Source organism: Ulvibacterium sp., assembly GCF_028285715.1.
In the GTDB taxonomy this organism is placed as follows: domain Bacteria; phylum Bacteroidota; class Bacteroidia; order Flavobacteriales; family Flavobacteriaceae; genus Ulvibacterium.
This window is the reverse complement of sequence record NZ_JANQOO010000035.1, coordinates 222,939-242,303: the sequence shown is the minus strand read 5'-3', so window position 1 is coordinate 242,303 and position 19,365 is coordinate 222,939. Positions and strand designations below refer to the sequence as shown.

The window sequence follows — 19,365 nt, the reverse complement described above, 5'->3', positions numbered from 1 at the left end:
TTTTTCTGGATGAAACTGCATAGAAATTTAGTTTTTGCTGTAATCGATGCCCTTAACTTGATATTTACCGAAGGCCAATATGCGGATAAAGTGGTTGAAAAGATATTGAAAAGGGACAAACGATGGGGTTCCCGTGATCGCGGTTTTATTGCCGAAACTACCTATGAGATGGTTCGCTATAAACGTCTCTATGCAAAAATTTCGGAGGTAAATGAACCTTATAGTAGGAGCAACCTATTCCGAATGTGGGCTGTTTGGGCGGTACTAAAAGGAATTCAGCTACCCGATTGGAAACAAATAGCGCCTACCCCGGAACGTCGTATTAAAGGTAGGTTCGATGAGTTTTCGAAAATCAGGAAATACCGAGAATCCATTCCGGATTGGTTGGACGCTCTCGGGGAAGGGGCTTTAGGTGAAAGACTATGGACAAAAGAAATAGCGGCCCTAAACCAACAGGCCGAAGTTGTTTTAAGGGTCAACACCCTCAAGACCACTAAGGATAAGTTGCAGAAGGAACTTATGGATGGAGGAGTTCTTACCGACCCTCTAAAGGGTTACCCCCTGGCCTTGAAGCTACGGGAACGTTCCAATGTCTTCAGCTCGGATTCCTTTAAAAATGGATGGTTCGAAGTCCAGGATGCTTCCTCCCAGTTGGTCGGGGATTTTTTGGATGTTAAACCGGGGATGCGGGTGGTGGATGCCTGTGCCGGTGCAGGAGGCAAAACCTTGCATTTGGCCGCGTTGATGGAAAATAAAGGACAGCTTATAGCATTGGATATCTATGCCAATAAGCTTAAGGAATTGAAAAGGCGTGCTCGGCGAAATAGTGCCCATAACATAGAACCCAGGATAATCGAATCCACCAAGGTCATTAAAAAACTACATAACAGTGCGGACCGTGTCCTAATCGATGCCCCGTGCACCGGATTGGGCGTTCTACGCCGTAATCCTGATGCAAAATGGAAATTACAACCGGAATTCCTGGAAAAAATTACAAAGACCCAAAAGGAAATACTTTTTGGCTATAGCAAAATGGTAAAGCCGGGAGGTAAATTGGCGTATATAACCTGCTCCATTCTTCCAGTTGAAAATGAAAAACAGGTACAGGGTTTTTTAGAATCTGAGGAAGGTAAAAACTTTGCTCTAGTGGATGAAAAACATATCTATGCCTCCAAAAGTGGGTTCGATGGATTTTATATGGCCTTAATGGTCAAAAAATAAAGGTGCCATTTGCTCACCGTTGATTATCAACAATCCCAATACAACCTGTTAACTTTTACCTGAAAAACTTAGCATAAAAAGGTGTAAATTTGTGCTTTCTTAAATCAAACAACTTTAAAGTTCAATGATTCACTTTTTCGGAGAGGTCAACGCAAAAATTTTTGCGGTCCAGACCAAAAAGGAACTTTCTCAACAGGATATAGAAAGATTAACCTGGTTGTTCGGGAACAAATCCAAGGTAAACATGGCGTCGATTGACGCCTTTTTTGTTGGTCCCCGTGCGGCAATGGTAACGCCCTGGAGTACAAATGCCACTGAAATTACCCAAAATATGGGAATATCCGGGATAATCCGGATCGAGGAATTTTACGCTGTTGAAGCCGATTTCACAAATTTTGATCCCATGCTTTCCCAAAAATTCAATGGGTTGGGACAACATATTTTCGATATCGACATTGTGCCGGAACCTGTTTTGGAAATTGATGATATTTCCGGTTATAATGAAGAGGAAGGGCTTGCTTTGAACGAAGAAGAAGTACAGTATCTAGAAAAACTTTCCAAAAAAATAGGTCGAAAATTAACCGATTCCGAAGTTTTCGGCTTCAGTCAGGTCAACTCTGAGCATTGTCGGCATAAGATATTCAATGGTACCTTCATTATTGATGGAAAGGAGATGCCTTCCTCCTTATTTAAAATGATAAAAAAGACGTCACTGGAAAACCCGAACGACATAGTTTCGGCCTACAAGGACAACGTCGCTTTTGTTAAGGGGCCCAAAGTAGTTCAATTTGCACCTAAAGTAGCGGACAAACCGGATTATTATCGTGAAGAAGAATTTGAATCCGTGATCTCCCTTAAGGCAGAAACCCACAACTTTCCCACTACCGTGGAACCCTTTAATGGCGCTGCCACGGGATCGGGAGGGGAAATACGGGATCGATTGGCCGGCGGAAAGGGCTCTCTGCCTTTGGCCGGGACAGCGGTATATATGACGGCTTATTCCAGATTGGAACAAAATCGGCCTTGGGAAAAAGCTTTTCCGGCCCGAAAATGGCTCTACCAAACACCTATCGACATTTTGATAAAAGCCTCAAACGGCGCTTCGGATTTTGGTAACAAATTTGGGCAACCCCTGATTTCTGGATCGGTCCTGACTTTTGAACATCAGGAAGACACAAGAGGACTCGGTTTTGACAAGGTAATTATGCTTGCCGGAGGTATCGGGTACGGAAAAGCAGATCAAGCCCTTAAGGAAACGCCGAAAAGAGGCGACAAAATTGTTATTCTCGGTGGGGATAATTACCGTATCGGTATGGGAGGTGCAGCCGTTTCCAGCGCAGATACCGGGGAGTTCAGTTCGGCCATAGAGCTTAATGCAGTACAACGTTCAAATCCTGAAATGCAAAAAAGGGCCTCTAATGCTATTAGAGGTATGGTGGAAAGCGATCAAAACCCTATTGTTTCCATTCACGACCACGGTGCAGGCGGACATTTGAATTGCCTTTCCGAGCTTGTAGAGGATACCGGCGGCATAATTGACATGGATAAATTGCCTATTGGCGATCCTACCCTGTCATCCAAGGAAATCATAGGTAACGAATCCCAGGAGCGTATGGGATTGGTCATCGGGCAAAAGGACATTGATTTGTTGCAACGTATCGCTGAACGGGAGCGGTCCCCCATGTACCAAGTTGGCGATGTTACGGGCGACCATAGATTTACTTTTGAATCTAGCATCAAAGGCGAAAAACCCATGGACATGGATTTGAGTGCCCTTTTTGGAAGTTCACCAAAGACCATAATGGAAGATACTGCCCTTAAGAGAGAATACACAGATTCCATATATACTTTGGAGAACTTTCACGACTATTTGGAACAGGTATTGCAACTGGAGGCCGTTGCCTGTAAGGACTGGTTGACCAACAAGGTAGATCGCTGTGTGGGGGGCAGGGTCGCTAAACAACAATGTGCCGGCCCACTTCAGTTACCTTTGAACAATTGTGGGGTAATGGCATTGGATTTTAAGGGAACCGAAGGCATAGCTACCAGTGTAGGCCACTCCCCTATTTCCGGATTGATAGACCCTGGGGCAGGAAGTAAGAACAGTATTGCCGAAGCTCTGAGCAATATCATTTGGGCACCCTTAAAGGACGGACTAAATTCGGTTTCCCTTTCTGCCAATTGGATGTGGCCTTGTCGCAATGAGGGTGAGGACGCCAGATTATATGAAGCCGTCCAAACCTTATCGGATTTTGCCATTGCATTGGGTATCAATGTGCCCACAGGAAAGGATTCCCTTTCCATGAAACAAAAATACCCTGACGGGGAGGTAATTGCACCGGGAACGGTAATCGTATCCGCAGCGGGACATTGCAGTGCCATCTCCAAAGTAGTGGAGCCCGTTTTACAAAAAGATGGCGGTCCTTTATACTATATCAATCTTTCGGGAGATGATTATAAGTTGGGCGGTTCCTCTTTCGGACAAATACGAAATGTGATTGGAACCCATGCCCCGACCATTAAGGATGCCTCCTATTTTAAACTGGTTTTCAATTCAATTCAAACTTTGATCAAGGAGGGTCAAATCCTTGCAGGTCACGATGTTTCCTCAGGAGGGCTAATAACCACACTCTTGGAGTTGTGCTTTGCGGACGTGGATTTAGGAGCTAAGTTAGACCTCAGCGACCTAAACGAGAACGATACTATAAAACTTCTTTTTTCAGAAAACGCAGGTATCGTTTTTCAATTGGACTCAAAGAATTATCTAGCTGTAGAACAACAATTAAAAAATACAGGGATTACATTCCGTAAAATCGGAAAGGTAGTTTCCGAAAGCACGCTCTCCATTAAAAATGGAGATGTACAAATGGGATTGAACGTGATTTCCCTAAGGGACACTTGGTTTAAAACATCCTATTTATTGGATGACAAACAAACGGCCAGCGGACTGGCAAAAGCGCGCTATGGAAATTACAAAAAGCAGCCTTTGCACTATCAATTTCCGAACCAATTTACAGGAATTCTGCCAGAGCATGCTGCTGCTCACGGCAGACCTAAAGCGGCTATCCTCAGGGAAAAAGGAAGCAATTCCGAACGGGAAATGGCCAATGCCATGTTCTTGGCCGGGTTTGATGTAAAGGACGTGCATATGACCGATTTAATCAGTGGCAGGGAAACCCTTGAGGATATACAGTTTATTGGAGCCGTAGGGGGCTTCTCCAATTCGGATGTGTTGGGTAGTGCAAAAGGCTGGGCCGGTGCCTTTAAATACAACGAAAAGGCCAACACCGCCTTAAAGGCTTTCTTTGCCCGTCCCGATACCCTCTCCGTAGGCATTTGCAACGGCTGCCAGTTATTCATGGAATTGGATTTGATCAATCCCGAACATGGGAAACAACATGGAAGAATGACCTATAACGACTCTCATAAACATGAGAGCAATTTTACGTCAGTACAAATTATGGAGAACAACTCGGTAATGTTATCCAATATGAAAGGTTCCACTCTGGGTGTATGGATTTCCCACGGTGAAGGTAAATTTAGCTTGCCACTTGCTGAGGAGAACTATGACATCGTTGCCAAATACGGGTATTCAGAATATCCTGGAAATCCTAATGGAAGCGATTACAACACGGCTATGTTGTGCGACAAGACAGGCCGACATTTGGTTACCATGCCCCACATGGAACGTTCTATCTTTCCCTGGAATTGGGCAAATTATCCCAAGGAAAGGGAAGATGCGGTTTCCCCATGGTTACAGGCGTTTGTAAATGCCAGGAAATGGGTAGAAAAAAACGGACAGTGACTACGGTATGAATATTCGTCTTGCCGTCAAAAAGGACCTCTTGGATATAGTATCCTTGCTCGCCAACGACAAACTGGGTAAGTTACGTGAGGATTTTCAGGATCCGTTGCCTAAAACGTATGATGATGCGTTTGACAGGATAAACTCCGACCCCAACCAAGAGTTGGTGGTTATCGTGAATGATTATGATACAATTATCGGGACCCTGCAATTAAGTTTCATCCCCTACCTAACGTATCAAGGTGGCATTCGCGCACAAATTGAAGCGGTACGCGTGCATGAAAAGTATCGTGGTCAAGGTATTGGACAACACTTATTTGAATGGGCCATAGAGCGTGCAAAAGAAAAAGGCGCACATCTGATACAATTGACAACAGATAAAAAAAGACCTGAAGCCTTTAATTTTTATAAGAGGTTGGGTTTTATCAATAGTCATGAGGGAATGAAACTTCACTTGTTGTAGATACCAATAAATTAGTTCCGGTCTCCAAAGTTTAAGCACAAGTTCGCGAATTCAAGAAGGATGCTTTTGAAATATTTTGCACAAAGCACCGAATTTTAATATCCCGTCTACTTTCGTTATTTTGCAGTAACCTTGGAGAAACTAACTATGCAAAACATTACTAGACTATTCGATTTTCCATATTACCAATTGGAAAAATATAATATGGAAAAATGCCTGGTCACAAAATATGACGATAAGTGGGTAGCCACATCTACTAAGGAATATATCGATAAGGCCAATGCCATTAGTCGGGGTCTGTTACGTATGGGGGTTGAGTCGAATGACAAGATTGCCTTAATCTCCATGTCCAATCGTACGGAGTGGAACATTATGGATACAGGCATTCTACAATTAGGTGCACAGAATGTACCCATCTATCCTACAATTTCCGAGGAAGATTATGCCTATGTGCTCAATCATTCCGAATCTTCGTATTGTTTTGTTTCCTGTGACGAGGTGTACCAAAAAGTAAAGGCTGTTAAAGATGAAATACCAAGCCTTAAAGAGGTGTATTCGTTTGATGAGCTATCGGATTGTAAGAACTGGAAGGAGGTCTTGGAATTGGGGAAGGACGAGTCCAATCAGGAAGAGGTACTAAAACGTATGGAGGCGGTAAAACCAGAAGATTTGGCAACCTTGATATATACGTCGGGGACAACGGGAACGGCCAAAGGTGTGATGCTATCGCACCAAAATGTGGTTAGTAATGCTTTGGAAAGCTTCAAGCGGCTGCCCTTGGATTATGGTAATGCAAAATCGCTTAGTTTTCTACCGGTATGTCACATTTACGAACGGATGCTTATGTATCTGTACCAATATGCCGGGGTGACGGTTTATTTTGCCCCAATTGATCAAATCAGTGAATTTATTAAGGAGGTGGAGCCACACGTGATGACTGCCGTACCTAGACTATTAGAAAAGGTGTACGATAAAATAATCGCCAAAGGAGCCGAATTGACCGGTGTCAAGAAAAAACTATTCTTTTGGGCTGTGGATGTAGGCCTAAAATACGAACCGTATGGCCAAAATGGATGGTGGTATGAGCAGAAATTAGCTCTGGCGCGTAAATTGATATTCAGCAAATGGAAAGCAGGTCTAGGTGGCAATCTCAGTCTGATTGCTTCGGGAAGCGCTGCTTTGCAGCCCAGGTTGGCACGGATATTTAACGCAGCCGAATTTGGGGTTATGGAAGGTTACGGGCTTACGGAAACCTCACCTGTAATTTCCGTAAACGATATGCGTGATGGCGGATTTAGAATCGGAACGGTCGGGAAGTTATTATATCGTACGGAGGTAAAAATAGCTGATGATGGGGAAATCTGCATAAAAGGTCCCCAAGTGATGATAGGATATTATAAAAACCCGGAACTAACCGCTGAAGTACTGAAAGATGGCTATTTTCATACCGGGGATATTGGGGAAATCGATTCCGATGGTTTTCTAAAGATTACGGATCGCAAAAAAGAGATGTTCAAGACCTCTGGCGGTAAGTATGTTGCTCCCCAATTGTTGGAAAATAGGTTAAAACAATCCCGATTTATTGAACAGGTTATGGTGGTTGGTGAGGGAGAGAAAATGCCGGCTGCCCTTATACAGCCCGATTTTGAATTTTTGCACGAGTGGGCCGGAAGGCATCAAATTACCATTCCGGAAAATTCGGATATCGTACTGAACGAAAAGGTACTGGCCCGCTACGAGGAGGAGGTCAATCTGGCCAATGAGAAGTTTGCCAAATGGGAGAAGGTAAAACAGTTCCGACTAACCCCAGATGTTTGGGGCATTGACAGTGGTCACCTTACCCCAACTATGAAGCTCCGAAGAAAAATCATCAAGGAAAAGTATCTGGACTTGTACAAGGATATTTATGGCAATGATTAGTGGAAATTGGGATATCCAAAAAGGCTCCTTCAGTTTCTAATAAATCGACTTAATTGGATGCCCATTTCATTTCTTTGACCAATTACCCTCACAGATTCTCTTGTTTTTCCAAAAAGCTTTTTGTCTTTTGAGTAATAGCTCGGCAATCTTCTGAAAAGAGGAAATATTTTCCATTTTTATTATGCACGCATAGTAAATTTTTGTATCTTTGAGAACCACAAACAATAACCACCAAATGAAGGAAGTTACCATAGATTATGCCCTGCGAGCCACTTGGCAGGCAGTTGCAAGAATGTACAATGAAGAGGCCAAAAAATTTGGATCTACCATGGCGGTGGGTTTTACCTTACTGAGCATAGATCCCAAAACCGGTACACCCTCTACAGCATTAGGCCCTAAAATGGGTATGGAGGCCACAAGTCTATCCCGTATTTTGAAAAGTATGGAAGAAAAGGGGCTAATAGAACGGCGGCCTAACCCCAATGATGGCAGAGGTGTTTTGATACATTTGACGGATTTTGGCCTTGAAAAGAGAAACGATTCCAAAAATGCCGTACTTCGGTTCAACGAGGCGATACGCTCAAGTGTTTCCGAAGAGAAATTGGAGTGCTACTTTGAAGTAATGGGCACCATAAATCAATTGATAACAGATAAAAAGATTTATTCCGAGGAATCAACCAGTAAATAGAGCCCATTCCCTATGAACAAACACATCAATAAAGTTGCGGTTATCGGATCCGGTATAATGGGCAGTGGAATTGCCTGCCACTTCGCCAATATAGGTGTTCAGGTGCTGTTGTTGGATATTGTACCACGTGAACTCAATGAAAAGGAAAAGGCCAAAGGACTGTCCTTAGAAGACAAAACAGTGAGAAATCGCTTAGTAAATGATTCTTTGGCCGCAGCCCTAAAGTCCAAACCCTCCCCTATTTACCAAAAGCAGTTTGCCAAACGCATCCTTACCGGAAACTTGGAAGATGATATCGCCAAGGTCTCGGAGGTAGATTGGATAATTGAAGTAGTTGTGGAACGTTTGGATATCAAGAAACAGGTATTTGAAAACCTTGAAAAACATCGCACAAAAGGCACTTTAATTTCTTCCAACACTTCGGGTATCCCTATCCAATTTATGAGCGAAGGCCGAAGTGATGATTTTCAGGAGCATTTCTGTGGAACCCATTTCTTTAATCCTGCCCGTTATCTGAAATTGTTCGAGATTATCCCTGGACCTAGGACGAAACCTGAGGTATTGGATTTCCTGAACGGCTATGGTGAAAGATTTCTAGGTAAAACCGCCGTGGTAGCAAAGGATACCCCGGCTTTTATAGGAAACCGTATTGGTATCTTTAGCATTATGAGCCTGTTCCATATGGTAAAGGAATTGGGCATGACCATAGAAGAAATCGATAAATTGACCGGACCTGTGATTGGTCGCCCAAAATCGGCCACTTTCCGCACCGTTGATGTGGTAGGTTTGGATACCTTGGTGCATGTAGCCCGTGGTATCCACGAGAACTGCCCGGACGATGAACGACACGACCTTTTTAAATTGCCCGATTTTATCGATACCATGGTAGATAACCAATGGTTGGGCAGCAAATCCGGACAAGGGTTCTACAAAAAAATAACAGGTAAGGACGGAAAAAGAGAGATTCTCAGCTTGGACATGGATACCATGGACTACCGGTCCAAGAAGAGTGCCAAGTTCGCCACACTGGAACTTACCAAAACTATAGATAAAGTCATAGATCGATTTGCCATTTTAGTCAATGGAAAGGACAAGGCTGGCGAGTTCTACCGAAAGAGTTTTGGACATTTATTCGCCTACGTATCACATCGAGTTCCCGAGATTACCGAAGAATTGTATAAAATCGATGATGCTATGAAGGCCGGTTTTGGTTGGGAACATGGACCCTTTCAAATTTGGGACGCTATTGGTATCGAAAAAGGATTGGAATTCATAAAAGCCGAAGGGCAACAGGCGGCCGATTGGGTGCATCAGATGCTGGCTTCAGGTCAGCAATCCTTCTACACAGTTAAAGAAGGAGCCACCCACGCTTTTGATATTCCTTCCCAATCCATTAAAAAAATCCCAGGACAGGATGCCTTCATCATTTTGGACAACATTCGTAAATCCAATGAGGTCTTTAAGAATAGCGGTGTCGTTATCGAGGATTTGGGCGATGGTATCCTAAATGTGGAGTTTCAGTCCAAGATGAACACCATTGGCGGAGATGTCCTTGCCGGGTTAAACAAGGCGATAGATTTAGCTGAAAGGGACTTCCAGGGACTGGTCGTGGGCAACCAAGCGGCAAATTTCTCGGTAGGTGCCAACATTGGAATGATATTTATGATGGCCGTAGAACAGGAGTATGATGAACTGAATATGGCCGTAAAACTTTTCCAAGATACCATGATGCGCATGCGGTACTCCAGCATTCCCACAATCTCCGCACCACATGGAATGACCCTGGGTGGTGGGTGCGAACTCTCGCTACATGCAGATAAGGTGGTTGCAGCGGCCGAAACCTATATCGGTTTGGTAGAATTTGGTGTTGGTGTTATTCCCGGAGGCGGTGGCAGCAAGGAGATGACCCTCAGGGCTTCGGATACTTTTAGGAAAAATGATGTGGAACTGAACGTACTTCAAGAATATTTCTTGACCATTGGAATGGCTAAAGTGTCCACCTCGGCATACGAAGCCTTTGATTTGGGAATCTTACAAAAAGGGAAGGATGTCGTGGTCGTCAATAAAGATAGGCAAATTGCTTCCGCAAAGGCCTATGCCAGGCTACTGGCTGAACAAGGGTATACCAAACCCATCCCAAGAAAAGACGTAAAGGTTTTAGGCAAACAGGCCCTGGGCATGTTTTTAGTGGGAACCGATTCCATGGAGGCCGGGCATTATATTTCCGAACACGATAAGAAAATAGCGAACAAACTGGCCTACGTCATGGCAGGTGGCGATTTGTCCGAAGCCAGTTATGTGAGCGAACAATACCTATTGGATTTGGAAAGAGAGGCATTTTTATCCCTCTGTACCGAAAGAAAGACCTTGGAACGTATTCAGCACATGTTGAAGACAGGTAAACCGTTGAGGAATTAGACGTACAGATTATCAGATTTCTAGATTATTAGATTTCCAAGTAATCTAATAATCCAAATATTAAAAAAACGAGAAACAAATGAACACAGCATACATCGTAAAAGCATATAGAACCGCAGTGGGCAAGGCGCCGCGGGGGGTATTCCGTTTTAAGCGACCCGATGAATTGGCCGCGGAGACCATTGAACATATGATGAACGAAGTTCCGCAATTGGATAAGAAAAGGATTGATGATGTCATTGTCGGCAACGCAATGCCCGAGGCTGAACAAGGCCTTAATGTGGCTCGATTGATTTCCTTAATGGGACTGGAAATCGAGGATGTACCAGGAGTTACCGTGAACCGATATTGTGCGTCAGGAATAGAAACCATAGGAATCGCTACGGCAAAGATTCAAGCCGGTATGGCAGATTGTATCATTGCAGGAGGGGCCGAGAGCATGAGCTATATTCCCATGGGCGGATACAAACCCGTACCGGATTATTCCGTAGCCAAACAAGGAAATGAAGATTACTACTGGGGCATGGGATTGACCGCCGAAGCCGTGGCGGAGCAATTCAAGGTGTCTCGGGAAGACCAAGATGAGTTTGCCTTCAATTCGCACCAAAAGGCACTAAAGGCCCAGGCAGAAAATCGTTTTCAGGACCAAATCGTGCCCATTGAAGTGGAGCATACTTATGTCAACGCTTCCGGGAAAAAGGAGACCAAGACCTATACCGTAAATAAGGATGAAGGGCCGCGTACCGATACGTCCAAGGCGGCTTTGGCCAAATTACGGCCCGTCTTTGCGGCTAATGGAAGCGTTACTGCAGGAAACTCTTCGCAAATGAGCGATGGTGCGGCCTTTGTTTTGATTATGAACGAGGAAATGGTAAAGGAGTTGAATTTAGAACCTATTACCCGTATGGTGAACTATGCGGCCGCTGGAGTAGAACCCCGGATTATGGGTATTGGACCTGTAAAAGCTATCCCAAAAGCACTTAAGCAGGCGGGGTTGAAACAAAAGGATATTGAATTAATTGAATTGAACGAAGCCTTCGCATCGCAGTCCCTTGCGGTCATCCGCGAATTGAATTTGAACCAAGACCTTGTCAACGTAAATGGCGGGGCCATTGCCTTGGGACATCCTTTAGGGTGCACCGGCGCAAAGCTTTCCGTCCAATTGTTTGACGAAATGCGAAAAAGGGAAATGAAAGGAAAATATGGTATGGTAACCATGTGCGTGGGCACCGGGCAGGGAGCCGCCGGAATCTATGAGTTTTTGAATTAGAACCAAGACAATAAGATAAAAGACCAAAAGGCGGGAAGAACTATTTTTAAAAAGCTAGGTACTTGAGATAAAGAAATACAAACCCTTGATGCGGGCAACAAAATGATTACCGCATTTTCCGATTCCTAAATCCAAAATTATGAGTACAGAAACAATGAACAAAGAAATTTTACGGGGGGGGCAATTCCTGGTAAGGGATACCAAATATGATGACATTTTTACGTTGGAAGATTTGAACGAAGAGCAACAGATGATGCGGGAAAGCACCAAGGAATTTGCAGATCGCGAGCTTTGGGCCCATTGGGAGCGTTTTGAAAAAAAGGATTACGCCTATACGGAGGCATGTATGCGAAAAGCCGGGGAACTGGGATTATTGAGTATAGCTGTTCCCGAAAAATATGAAGGTCTAGGAATGGGATTTGTCTCCACTATGTTGGTCTGCGATTATATTTCCGGAGTAACCGGTTCCTTCAGTACAGCCTTTGGTGCACATACCGGTATCGGAACCATGCCTATCACACTATATGGTACCGAGGAGCAAAAACAAAAATATGTACCCAAACTGGCTTCGGGCGAATGGTTTGGGGCGTATTGCCTCACTGAACCGGGCGCCGGATCGGATGCCAATTCCGGAAAGACGAAGGCAGTATTGTCCGATGATGGAAAATACTATACCATTACCGGTCAAAAAATGTGGATTTCCAATGCGGGCTTCTGTAACCTATTTATTGTTTTCGCTCGGATAGAGGATGACAAATACATTACGGGGTTTATCGTGGAAAATAACCCAAAGAATGGTATTACCCTTGGCGATGAGGAAAAGAAACTGGGTATCCACTCCTCCTCCACCCGACAGGTGTTTTTCAATGAAACCAAGGTCCCTGTGGAGAATATGCTTTCCGAAAGGGGAAATGGATTTAAAATCGCAATGAATGCCCTTAACATTGGACGTATTAAATTGGCGGCAGCCTGTCTGGATGCCCAGCGTAGGGTGGTGACCGAAGCCGCAAAATATGCCAATGAGCGTATTCAATTCAAAACCCCCATAATGAGTTTCGGGGCCATAAAGGCCAAAATAGCACAGATGGCGACAAACGCCTACGCCGGGGAATCTGCATGTTATCGCGCGGCAAAAAACATAGAGGATAGGATCGCATTCCGTGAATCAGATGGCAATTCCCATCAAGAAGCGGAGTTAAAAGGTGTTGAGGAATATGCCATAGAATGTTCCATTTTAAAGGTCGCGGTCTCCGAGGACCTACAGGAAACTACGGATGAAGGTCTCCAAATTTTTGGTGGTATGGGCTTTAGTGCGGACACCCCCATGGAATCGGCTTGGCGCGATGCACGTATCTCTAGAATCTATGAGGGCACCAATGAAATAAATCGGATGTTGGTAGTGGGAATGCTGGTGAAAAAGGCCATGAAGGGTCATGTAGACCTACTTGGTCCGGCGACTGCCGTTGGCGAAGAATTAATGGGAATCCCATCTTTTGAAACACCTGACTTTTCGGAACTTTTATCGGAAGAAAAGAACATAATCTCCCGACTAAAAAAGGTGTTTTTAATGGTCGCCGGAAGTGCCGTCCAAAAATTCGGCCCTGAACTGGAAAAACACCAACAACTGATGCTGGCCGCTGCCGATATCTTAATAGAAATCTATATGGCCGAATCCACAGTTTTGCGAACGGAAAAAAATGCCAAGCGTTCTGGAGAAGAGTCCCAGAAGGCCCAAATTGCCATGTCTAAACTGTATTTGTACAATGCAGTGGAGACCGTTGGCAAAAAAGGTAGGGAGGCGATTATTTCCTTGGCGGAAGGAGATGAACAACGCATGATGCTCATGGGGCTTAAGCGTTTTACAAAATATACCAACTATCCCAATGTAGTGGCCTTACGCACACAAATCGCCGATGTGGTGGCCGAGCAAAATGGATATACCTTTGACTAATTCAGATTTAAATTCTGATGAGACAGGAGGAAAGCCGTCCGTTCATACGGACGGCTTCATTTGTATTTAGGCAGCGCTCCTATTATTCTAAGTTTTTACTCAAAAAGCCAAATCTTTCCGCATAATCCAGCATTTGGTCTTCGAAGCTCTCGGGCTACTTAACCCTTTCGGCATGTGTCCTAGGTATTGGTCAAATACGCCTCAGGGCCAGATGGAACAATAGCCGTTATTCCCTCGGTTCGCTACAAGTATTCATACTCATGACCCAGGAAAAGACCCATTGGCCATTTACTCTATGGTCTTTCCCAATATCAATACTAGGTTCAGCGCGCATAAGTTGCTTAATCAAACCATTTCGGGGTTCAAGTGTAAGAAACCAGTCCAAATAGTTAAGAATTTATGAGTGACTTTCCAAATGAGGTATAATGTTTTTTTTCATTGTTTTGTTTACTTAGATCAAGACTCTATTTTTATGCATGGATAAAAACTTATTGAAAGCAGTTTACTCTCCAGAGGATTTTAGGGAAAGGGGGCATAGACTTATTGACGAACTGGCCAATCATTTGGAAGATAAAATCCAAGAAAAGTCTAACAATGCCATAGATTGGAATATACCCAAAAAAGAGCTGGTCTTTTGGGAAAACTTTCTGTACAACGGAGATACATCACATTTTTTTCGCGAAATTCTAGGCCGAACCACCCAAGTACACCATCCTAAATACATTGGACATCAGGTGAGTCCTACTGCTCCTATAACTGCATTATCAGCAATGGTAAGCGCTTTATTGAACAATGGCATGGCCATTTACGAAATGGGAATGGCCCCCTCCGCCATTGAGCGGGTGGTTATCAACAAACTCTGTGACAAAATCGGATACGATTCGAGTTCCGGAGGATTCTTGACTTCCGGAGGAACCTTGGCCAATTTAACGGCATTACTTTCCGCGAGGAAAGCCAAGGTTTCCCATGATATATGGAACAAAGGACATAAGGAGCAACTTGGAATTATGGTTAGTGAGGAAGCCCATTATTGTATAGACCGCGCGGCCAAAATAATGGGATTGGGAGAAAAAGGAATCATCAAAATTCCGGTTACCCAAAACTTCAAAATGGATACCTCCCTGCTTCAAACTTATTTTGACAAGGCCAAAAAAGAGGGTATAACCGTTTTTGCCATCGTTGGAAGCGCTCCCTCAACAGCCACAGGAGTCTACGATAATCTGAAAGCCATTGGTAAATTTGCCAGGTCCAACAATCTATGGTTCCATGTGGATGGAGCCCATGGAGGGGCGGCCATCTTTTCAGAAAAATACGCGCGCACCGTACAAGGTATAGAGCAGGCAGATTCAGTGGTCATAGACGGTCATAAAATGATGATGATGCCCACTATTACTACGGCCCTACTTCTCAAAGACGACATCAATGCCACAGCCACCTTTAGTCAAAAAGCGGATTACCTTTTGACGCCTACAGACCATGAGGACTGGTATAATTCCGGTAAGCGGACTTTTGAATGTACCAAAACCATGATGAGTGTCCATTGGTATATATTGCTAAACACATATGGGGAGGAGATTTTTGATGAATTTCTTACTAGATTATACGATATGGGGCATCAATTTGGGATAATCCTGCAAAATGACCCACAATTTGAATTGGCAACCCCCCCAGAGTCTAACATCGTGTGCTTTCGTTATACGGATTCACATTTGGATACTTTTGCCCTAAACCAACTTAATGGACATATAAGACAATCTCTTTTGGAGGATGGCGAGTTCTATATTGTCCAGACCAAACTAAGGGGTATCCATTACTTACGCACTACCATAATGAATCCATTTACAACCAAGGAGCATTTGCAGCAATTATTGGAGAAAATCAAAAAATATTCAAAACAGATATAGGAGAGCCCCAGTTTCTAGTTGTTTCATTAAGTTCTTAAAACGCGAACCTCACGGTATTTTAGACCTAATCCGTAAAAACATTTGAGGCAAACAATTGCTCCGCTAGGTATCTCAAAGAAGATTTCCACTTGCCACCGGCCAGTAAATTAGGACCATTTGTAGATTTATTCAAGAATACATTTTCGGAAAAATCCATTTCAAAGGATTCCACCTCACTATCCGCTCCATAAAGACGTATATTTATTATGCGCTCCAGTTGTGTGTTTTTACTAGAAACTTCCTGTGCCATAAGGTCCGATTCGGGATTTCCATTCTTTTCATTCTCCTTAATAGATACAAAAAGAATATACTCTGTTTCCAAGGCGTCCCGTAATTGTTCCGGGGAGGACTGTCTTAATTTTCCATAACTAAATCCGGAATCTACAAGTCTTTCTATGGCTTTTCCCATATCCAAAACTTGGACGCCTTGTGTATTGGACTTTCCTGACATTAAACCTATTACGTATTCTGTGGCCTTGTTGGCCAAGGTCTTATCATATTTTCCATTTCGTTTGAAATCCAAAGGTACCACCGACATGATATTTTCCTCATAACTTGGAACCATAGGGGCTTCTTCCATAAAGGTAGAGGCGTTAGCTGGGCTTTCCTTGGCAACGATTACTTCACCTCCAACGCCACCAAAATCCTGGGTTCTGCCACTGGCAAAAACTATTTTTTCCAATTTAGTAGGGTTAATCTCGTTCACTATGGTTTCCCCAGGGTAGACAAAACTGATGGCTCCGTCGGTAACCTTTGTGACCTTTACCTGGAGCAACTGCCCGTTGGTAGTAAAAATAATATCATTTTTTGATGCGCCCTGCTGGGGGAAAAGATACATGCAGAACAACAAACCCGACACAATAATAACATTTCTCATTTCAATATTTTTAATCATTTAACATCCTTTTTTTTAAGGCCCGAATAAAAGCCTACTTTAACTCAGAGGTCCAGTCGAAGACCAACCGAAACAAATTGTTGATTTTGGCTATCATTATTAAAAATGGTATTCAAATCATATTTTCCATATAGTGAAAACGCCCCAAAACCAATGTAGCCACTCAATCCATAAATCTGTTGATTCACATTATAGTCGCCTCTGGTCTCTGCCCTGTAAAATCGTCTCCTTCGAAATAGAAAGGGATACTCCATCCGCTGTTCTTCGTCCAGGCTAATACCCACATATCCTCCTATGCCGATTTTAAATTGATTGCTTGTTGAATAATACCTCCCTTTACGGTTATGCTTCATTTTTGTTGGACCAAACTCCAAATGAATGGGCAAGACCAAATTGTGGACAACAAAACTGGACTTGTGTAAATAAGACGGGAAATCCTGCAATACCGTTTGGCCATCAACCTCCGCAAAAATTCGATTCCCGCTAGGTTCCAATTCGTTTCGCTGATAGGATACTCCATATTTTAGTCGTAATCCATTCTTTTTCCAAAGTGGTGTCTTTAGCGCAAAACCAATTTCCCAGAATCGCGAGCTATAAAACAAGTAATCCCTTTCATCCTCTATGTCCTGCCAAGTAATGCCATCCCTTACCGCATTGTTTAGACCCATGGCAAATACAATATCCAAGGTGGTTGGGCTCCTTAGCTCCTTTTTTTCCAGTACCGTAGGTCCCTCCAAGGGTGTCTCGGCCAAATTTTCAGGTGTCGTTTTCTCTTTGGGAAGATTTAGTTTTAACCCTTCCTTCTCCTTGGTATAAGAATCAACATCCAAAAAAATCTCGACTTCCTTATTCCCCTTTGAGGTTTCCCCATCGTTCTCCAAGAAAAAAATAGTCTTTAAAAGTACTGCTTGCCGCTCATCAATTTTTTTTGTGCGCTCTTCGGCTGCTTTAAGCTTTAATTTATCGGCCTCGGCCTTATTGATCACTCCGTTATCTAAAAGGCTATTGATATTCTCCACTTGCTCTTTCAGAGCCTTTTTTTCCTCTTGCTCAACAATATCCAACTGTTTGCGAAGCACCTCGATAGCCTCCCTATTAGGAGCTTCTTGAGCTTTGATACCCGCTAAAGGAAGTGTTACTATCAGCATCAGAAGTAGTATATTTTTCATAGCATATGCTTTTGATATTTTTAAGTAAGGTGTTCATGTCCTTAAAGGATCCGGACACCATGGTCCAAACTTCTGGAATGGTATTGGCTTCAATTTGCGATGGCGTCCTTTAGTTTCAACAAACCATGTTTAAGGTTTTGGGACACCCTGTTATGATTGTCCTGATGCTTAATTTCTTGCTCTATCTCGGCAAGTATCTCTATCGCCAAAAATTTTCTCATTGCCTGAGAGGCCTTTCGTTTTTCGATGTTTTGGCGTGCCTTTAGCATCAAATCATCGATTTCCGCTTCGGTCACTTTCATCTTTTCCGACTTTACGGAGACTTTTATGGTTTCCAAGGGTTCCGGAACATCTTGATTTTCGTAATCCTTATCTTGGGCCCTGCATATCCTGTTCTTTGTTCCTGCTCCAATGCCATGCCCAATGAATACGGACTTCATCTTTTCGGATACTTCAGGCAGCGATTCGGTTTTTGTGCGTTTCACCTTTTTTTTGGCTACTTGTGACGCATGATGCCCCTTTCCGATTAAATTGATATTATTATCCGTAAAGGATGTATTTGTAAAACCATCTATCTCCTCGGCTATAAATCCAATACCAATCATGAAGGCCATAAGAAAAGTGACCCCTTTTAAGTAGTGCCTCCGACTCCTACCCCTTTGTTCCTCTTTATATAGTTCTTCCAAAAGCCTTGTCCAGGCCGATTTGTTTGGTGTAAGGGAATACCCTTCCAATTTTTCTTTTGCGTAGATTTCAACATCAAAGTGCTTCATTTTTTTTTCTTTGAAGCTCCAATTTTTTCTGAAGGATTTTGCGTGCTTTTGAAAGTTTCGATTTTGAGGTGTTTTCCGAAATCTTGAGCAATTGGGCTATTTCAGTGTGCTTATATCCTTCGATGGCATGAAGCATAAACACAAACCTATGTCCCTTGGGAAGTTCGTCTATAAGTTTTAGTAGATATTCCGCGTCGGCCTTCATAGCGACTCTAGGGCTTCCCGAGCTTTCTTGATACTGAACATCTCCCTTGAATACCAATCTGCGATTTGTCTTGAGGAAATTGATGCATTCGCGCACCATTATCTGTCTTATCCAACCCTCAAAACTACCATCTCCCTTATATGTATTTAAGCGCATGAAGACCTTTAGAAAGCCCTGTATCATTACGTCCTCTGCATACTGCACATCCCGGACGTACCTTTTACAGACCGCCAACATCTTGGAGGAATACTTTTCATATATTCCAAACTGGGCGGCCTTGTTGGCCAGTAACGCTTTTCGTATAAGCGACTTCTCGTCCTTATATAGGGGGATAACCTTCACTTTTTCTTTCTTAGCAATCGTAAAAGACACAGGGCCCTTTACTAGAATAGACAATTTATTTAGTGAAAAAGTTCCCCTTGAAAAATGCTTTTAGTCAAAATTTAACAACTTTAACATATTCAATAACAAGGTCTTGCAAACCACTATCTGTATCCGCCTTATGGAAACTCAAAATCAAAGATGGTTGGGCACCTTTTGCCCACAACAGCATTTACTGTTTTGGCCAGGGTACGGGAGACCCCGGTTAAAGCATCTAGACCATATAAAGGATATTAGTATGTACCGTTTTTGGAAGATTGATA

General features: G+C 43.3%; 13 protein-coding genes. 9 read left to right on the top strand and 4 right to left on the bottom strand.

What is annotated here, in order from left to right:
- Nucleotides 1-9 precede the first annotated feature (9 nt).
- The 9 genes from Q0993_RS18895 (at nt 10) to Q0993_RS18855 (ending at nt 15,640) form a co-directional block, all read left to right on the top strand.
- Nucleotides 10-1,221, top strand: coding sequence for an RsmB/NOP family class I SAM-dependent RNA methyltransferase (locus tag Q0993_RS18895; RefSeq protein WP_299536116.1), 1,212 nt, complete (start codon nt 10-12; stop codon nt 1,219-1,221).
- 124 nt (nt 1,222-1,345) lie between these two features.
- Nucleotides 1,346-5,026, top strand: a complete 3,681-nt coding sequence (purL, locus tag Q0993_RS18890) for a phosphoribosylformylglycinamidine synthase (protein WP_299536114.1) — start codon at nt 1,346-1,348, stop codon at nt 5,024-5,026.
- Nucleotides 5,027-5,033: 7 nt separating this feature from the next.
- Nucleotides 5,034-5,489, top strand: coding sequence for a GNAT family N-acetyltransferase (locus tag Q0993_RS18885; protein WP_299536111.1), 456 nt, complete (start codon nt 5,034-5,036; stop codon nt 5,487-5,489).
- Between the two features lie 147 nt (nt 5,490-5,636).
- A complete protein-coding gene (locus Q0993_RS18880; protein ID WP_299536108.1) occupies nt 5,637-7,409 on the top strand; it encodes a long-chain fatty acid--CoA ligase in 1,773 nt (590 codons plus the stop codon).
- A 235-nt stretch (nt 7,410-7,644) separates the two neighbouring features.
- The gene (locus tag Q0993_RS18875; protein WP_299536106.1) at nt 7,645-8,097 is read left to right on the top strand and encodes a MarR family transcriptional regulator; all 453 of its coding nucleotides are present in this window, start codon (nt 7,645-7,647) and stop codon (nt 8,095-8,097) included.
- Between the two features lie 12 nt (nt 8,098-8,109).
- A complete protein-coding gene (locus Q0993_RS18870; RefSeq protein WP_299536104.1) occupies nt 8,110-10,515 on the top strand; it encodes a 3-hydroxyacyl-CoA dehydrogenase/enoyl-CoA hydratase family protein in 2,406 nt (801 codons plus the stop codon).
- Nucleotides 10,516-10,594: 79 nt separating this feature from the next.
- Nucleotides 10,595-11,785 carry an acetyl-CoA C-acyltransferase gene (locus Q0993_RS18865; RefSeq protein ID WP_299536102.1) on the top strand — a complete coding sequence of 397 codons (1,191 nt, stop codon included), beginning with the start codon at nt 10,595-10,597 and terminating at the stop codon, nt 11,783-11,785.
- Nucleotides 11,786-11,924: 139 nt separating this feature from the next.
- The gene (locus tag Q0993_RS18860) at nt 11,925-13,736 is read left to right on the top strand and encodes an acyl-CoA dehydrogenase family protein (RefSeq protein ID WP_299536100.1); all 1,812 of its coding nucleotides are present in this window, start codon (nt 11,925-11,927) and stop codon (nt 13,734-13,736) included.
- A 476-nt stretch (nt 13,737-14,212) separates the two neighbouring features.
- Nucleotides 14,213-15,640: an aminotransferase class V-fold PLP-dependent enzyme gene (locus tag Q0993_RS18855; protein WP_299536098.1), complete on the top strand. Its 1,428-nt coding sequence runs from the start codon at nt 14,213-14,215 to the stop codon at nt 15,638-15,640.
- Nucleotides 15,641-15,704: 64 nt separating this feature from the next.
- Here Q0993_RS18855 and Q0993_RS18850 read toward each other — a convergent pair whose 3' ends face one another.
- The 4 genes from Q0993_RS18850 to Q0993_RS18835 all read right to left on the bottom strand — a co-directional run bounded on the left by Q0993_RS18850 (nt 15,705) and on the right by Q0993_RS18835 (nt 19,063).
- Complete coding sequence (locus tag Q0993_RS18850; protein WP_299536096.1) at nt 15,705-16,556, bottom strand: hypothetical protein; 852 nt, start codon at nt 16,554-16,556, stop codon at nt 15,705-15,707.
- 62 nt (nt 16,557-16,618) lie between these two features.
- Nucleotides 16,619-17,743, bottom strand: coding sequence for a hypothetical protein (locus Q0993_RS18845; protein WP_299536094.1), 1,125 nt, complete (start codon nt 17,741-17,743; stop codon nt 16,619-16,621).
- 89 nt (nt 17,744-17,832) lie between these two features.
- A complete protein-coding gene (locus Q0993_RS18840) occupies nt 17,833-18,516 on the bottom strand; it encodes a hypothetical protein (RefSeq protein WP_299536092.1) in 684 nt (227 codons plus the stop codon).
- Entirely contained in the window at nt 18,503-19,063 is a 561-nt protein-coding gene (locus tag Q0993_RS18835) for an RNA polymerase sigma factor (protein ID WP_299536089.1), read from the bottom strand. Before Q0993_RS18835 ends, Q0993_RS18840 begins: the two co-directional genes overlap by 14 nt.
- Between the last annotated feature and the right edge of the window lie 302 nt (nt 19,064-19,365).

What these genes read in the sequence shown, in the direction of transcription:
- Q0993_RS18895 (WP_299536116.1), top strand. Translation starts at nt 10, where the DNA reads ATGAAACTGCATAGAAATTTAGTTTTTGCTGTAATCGATGCCCTTAAC.
- purL (WP_299536114.1), top strand. Translation starts at nt 1,346, where the DNA reads ATGATTCACTTTTTCGGAGAGGTCAACGCAAAAATTTTTGCGGTCCAG.
- Q0993_RS18885 (WP_299536111.1), top strand. Translation starts at nt 5,034, where the DNA reads ATGAATATTCGTCTTGCCGTCAAAAAGGACCTCTTGGATATAGTATCC.
- Q0993_RS18880 (WP_299536108.1), top strand. Translation starts at nt 5,637, where the DNA reads ATGCAAAACATTACTAGACTATTCGATTTTCCATATTACCAATTGGAA.
- Q0993_RS18875 (WP_299536106.1), top strand. Translation starts at nt 7,645, where the DNA reads ATGAAGGAAGTTACCATAGATTATGCCCTGCGAGCCACTTGGCAGGCA.
- Q0993_RS18870 (WP_299536104.1), top strand. Translation starts at nt 8,110, where the DNA reads ATGAACAAACACATCAATAAAGTTGCGGTTATCGGATCCGGTATAATG.
- Q0993_RS18865 (WP_299536102.1), top strand. Translation starts at nt 10,595, where the DNA reads ATGAACACAGCATACATCGTAAAAGCATATAGAACCGCAGTGGGCAAG.
- Q0993_RS18860 (WP_299536100.1), top strand. Translation starts at nt 11,925, where the DNA reads ATGAGTACAGAAACAATGAACAAAGAAATTTTACGGGGGGGGCAATTC.
- Q0993_RS18855 (WP_299536098.1), top strand. Translation starts at nt 14,213, where the DNA reads ATGGATAAAAACTTATTGAAAGCAGTTTACTCTCCAGAGGATTTTAGG.
- Q0993_RS18850 (WP_299536096.1), bottom strand. Translation starts at nt 16,556, where the DNA reads ATGAGAAATGTTATTATTGTGTCGGGTTTGTTGTTCTGCATGTATCTT.
- Q0993_RS18845 (WP_299536094.1), bottom strand. Translation starts at nt 17,743, where the DNA reads ATGAAAAATATACTACTTCTGATGCTGATAGTAACACTTCCTTTAGCG.
- Q0993_RS18840 (WP_299536092.1), bottom strand. Translation starts at nt 18,516, where the DNA reads ATGAAGCACTTTGATGTTGAAATCTACGCAAAAGAAAAATTGGAAGGG.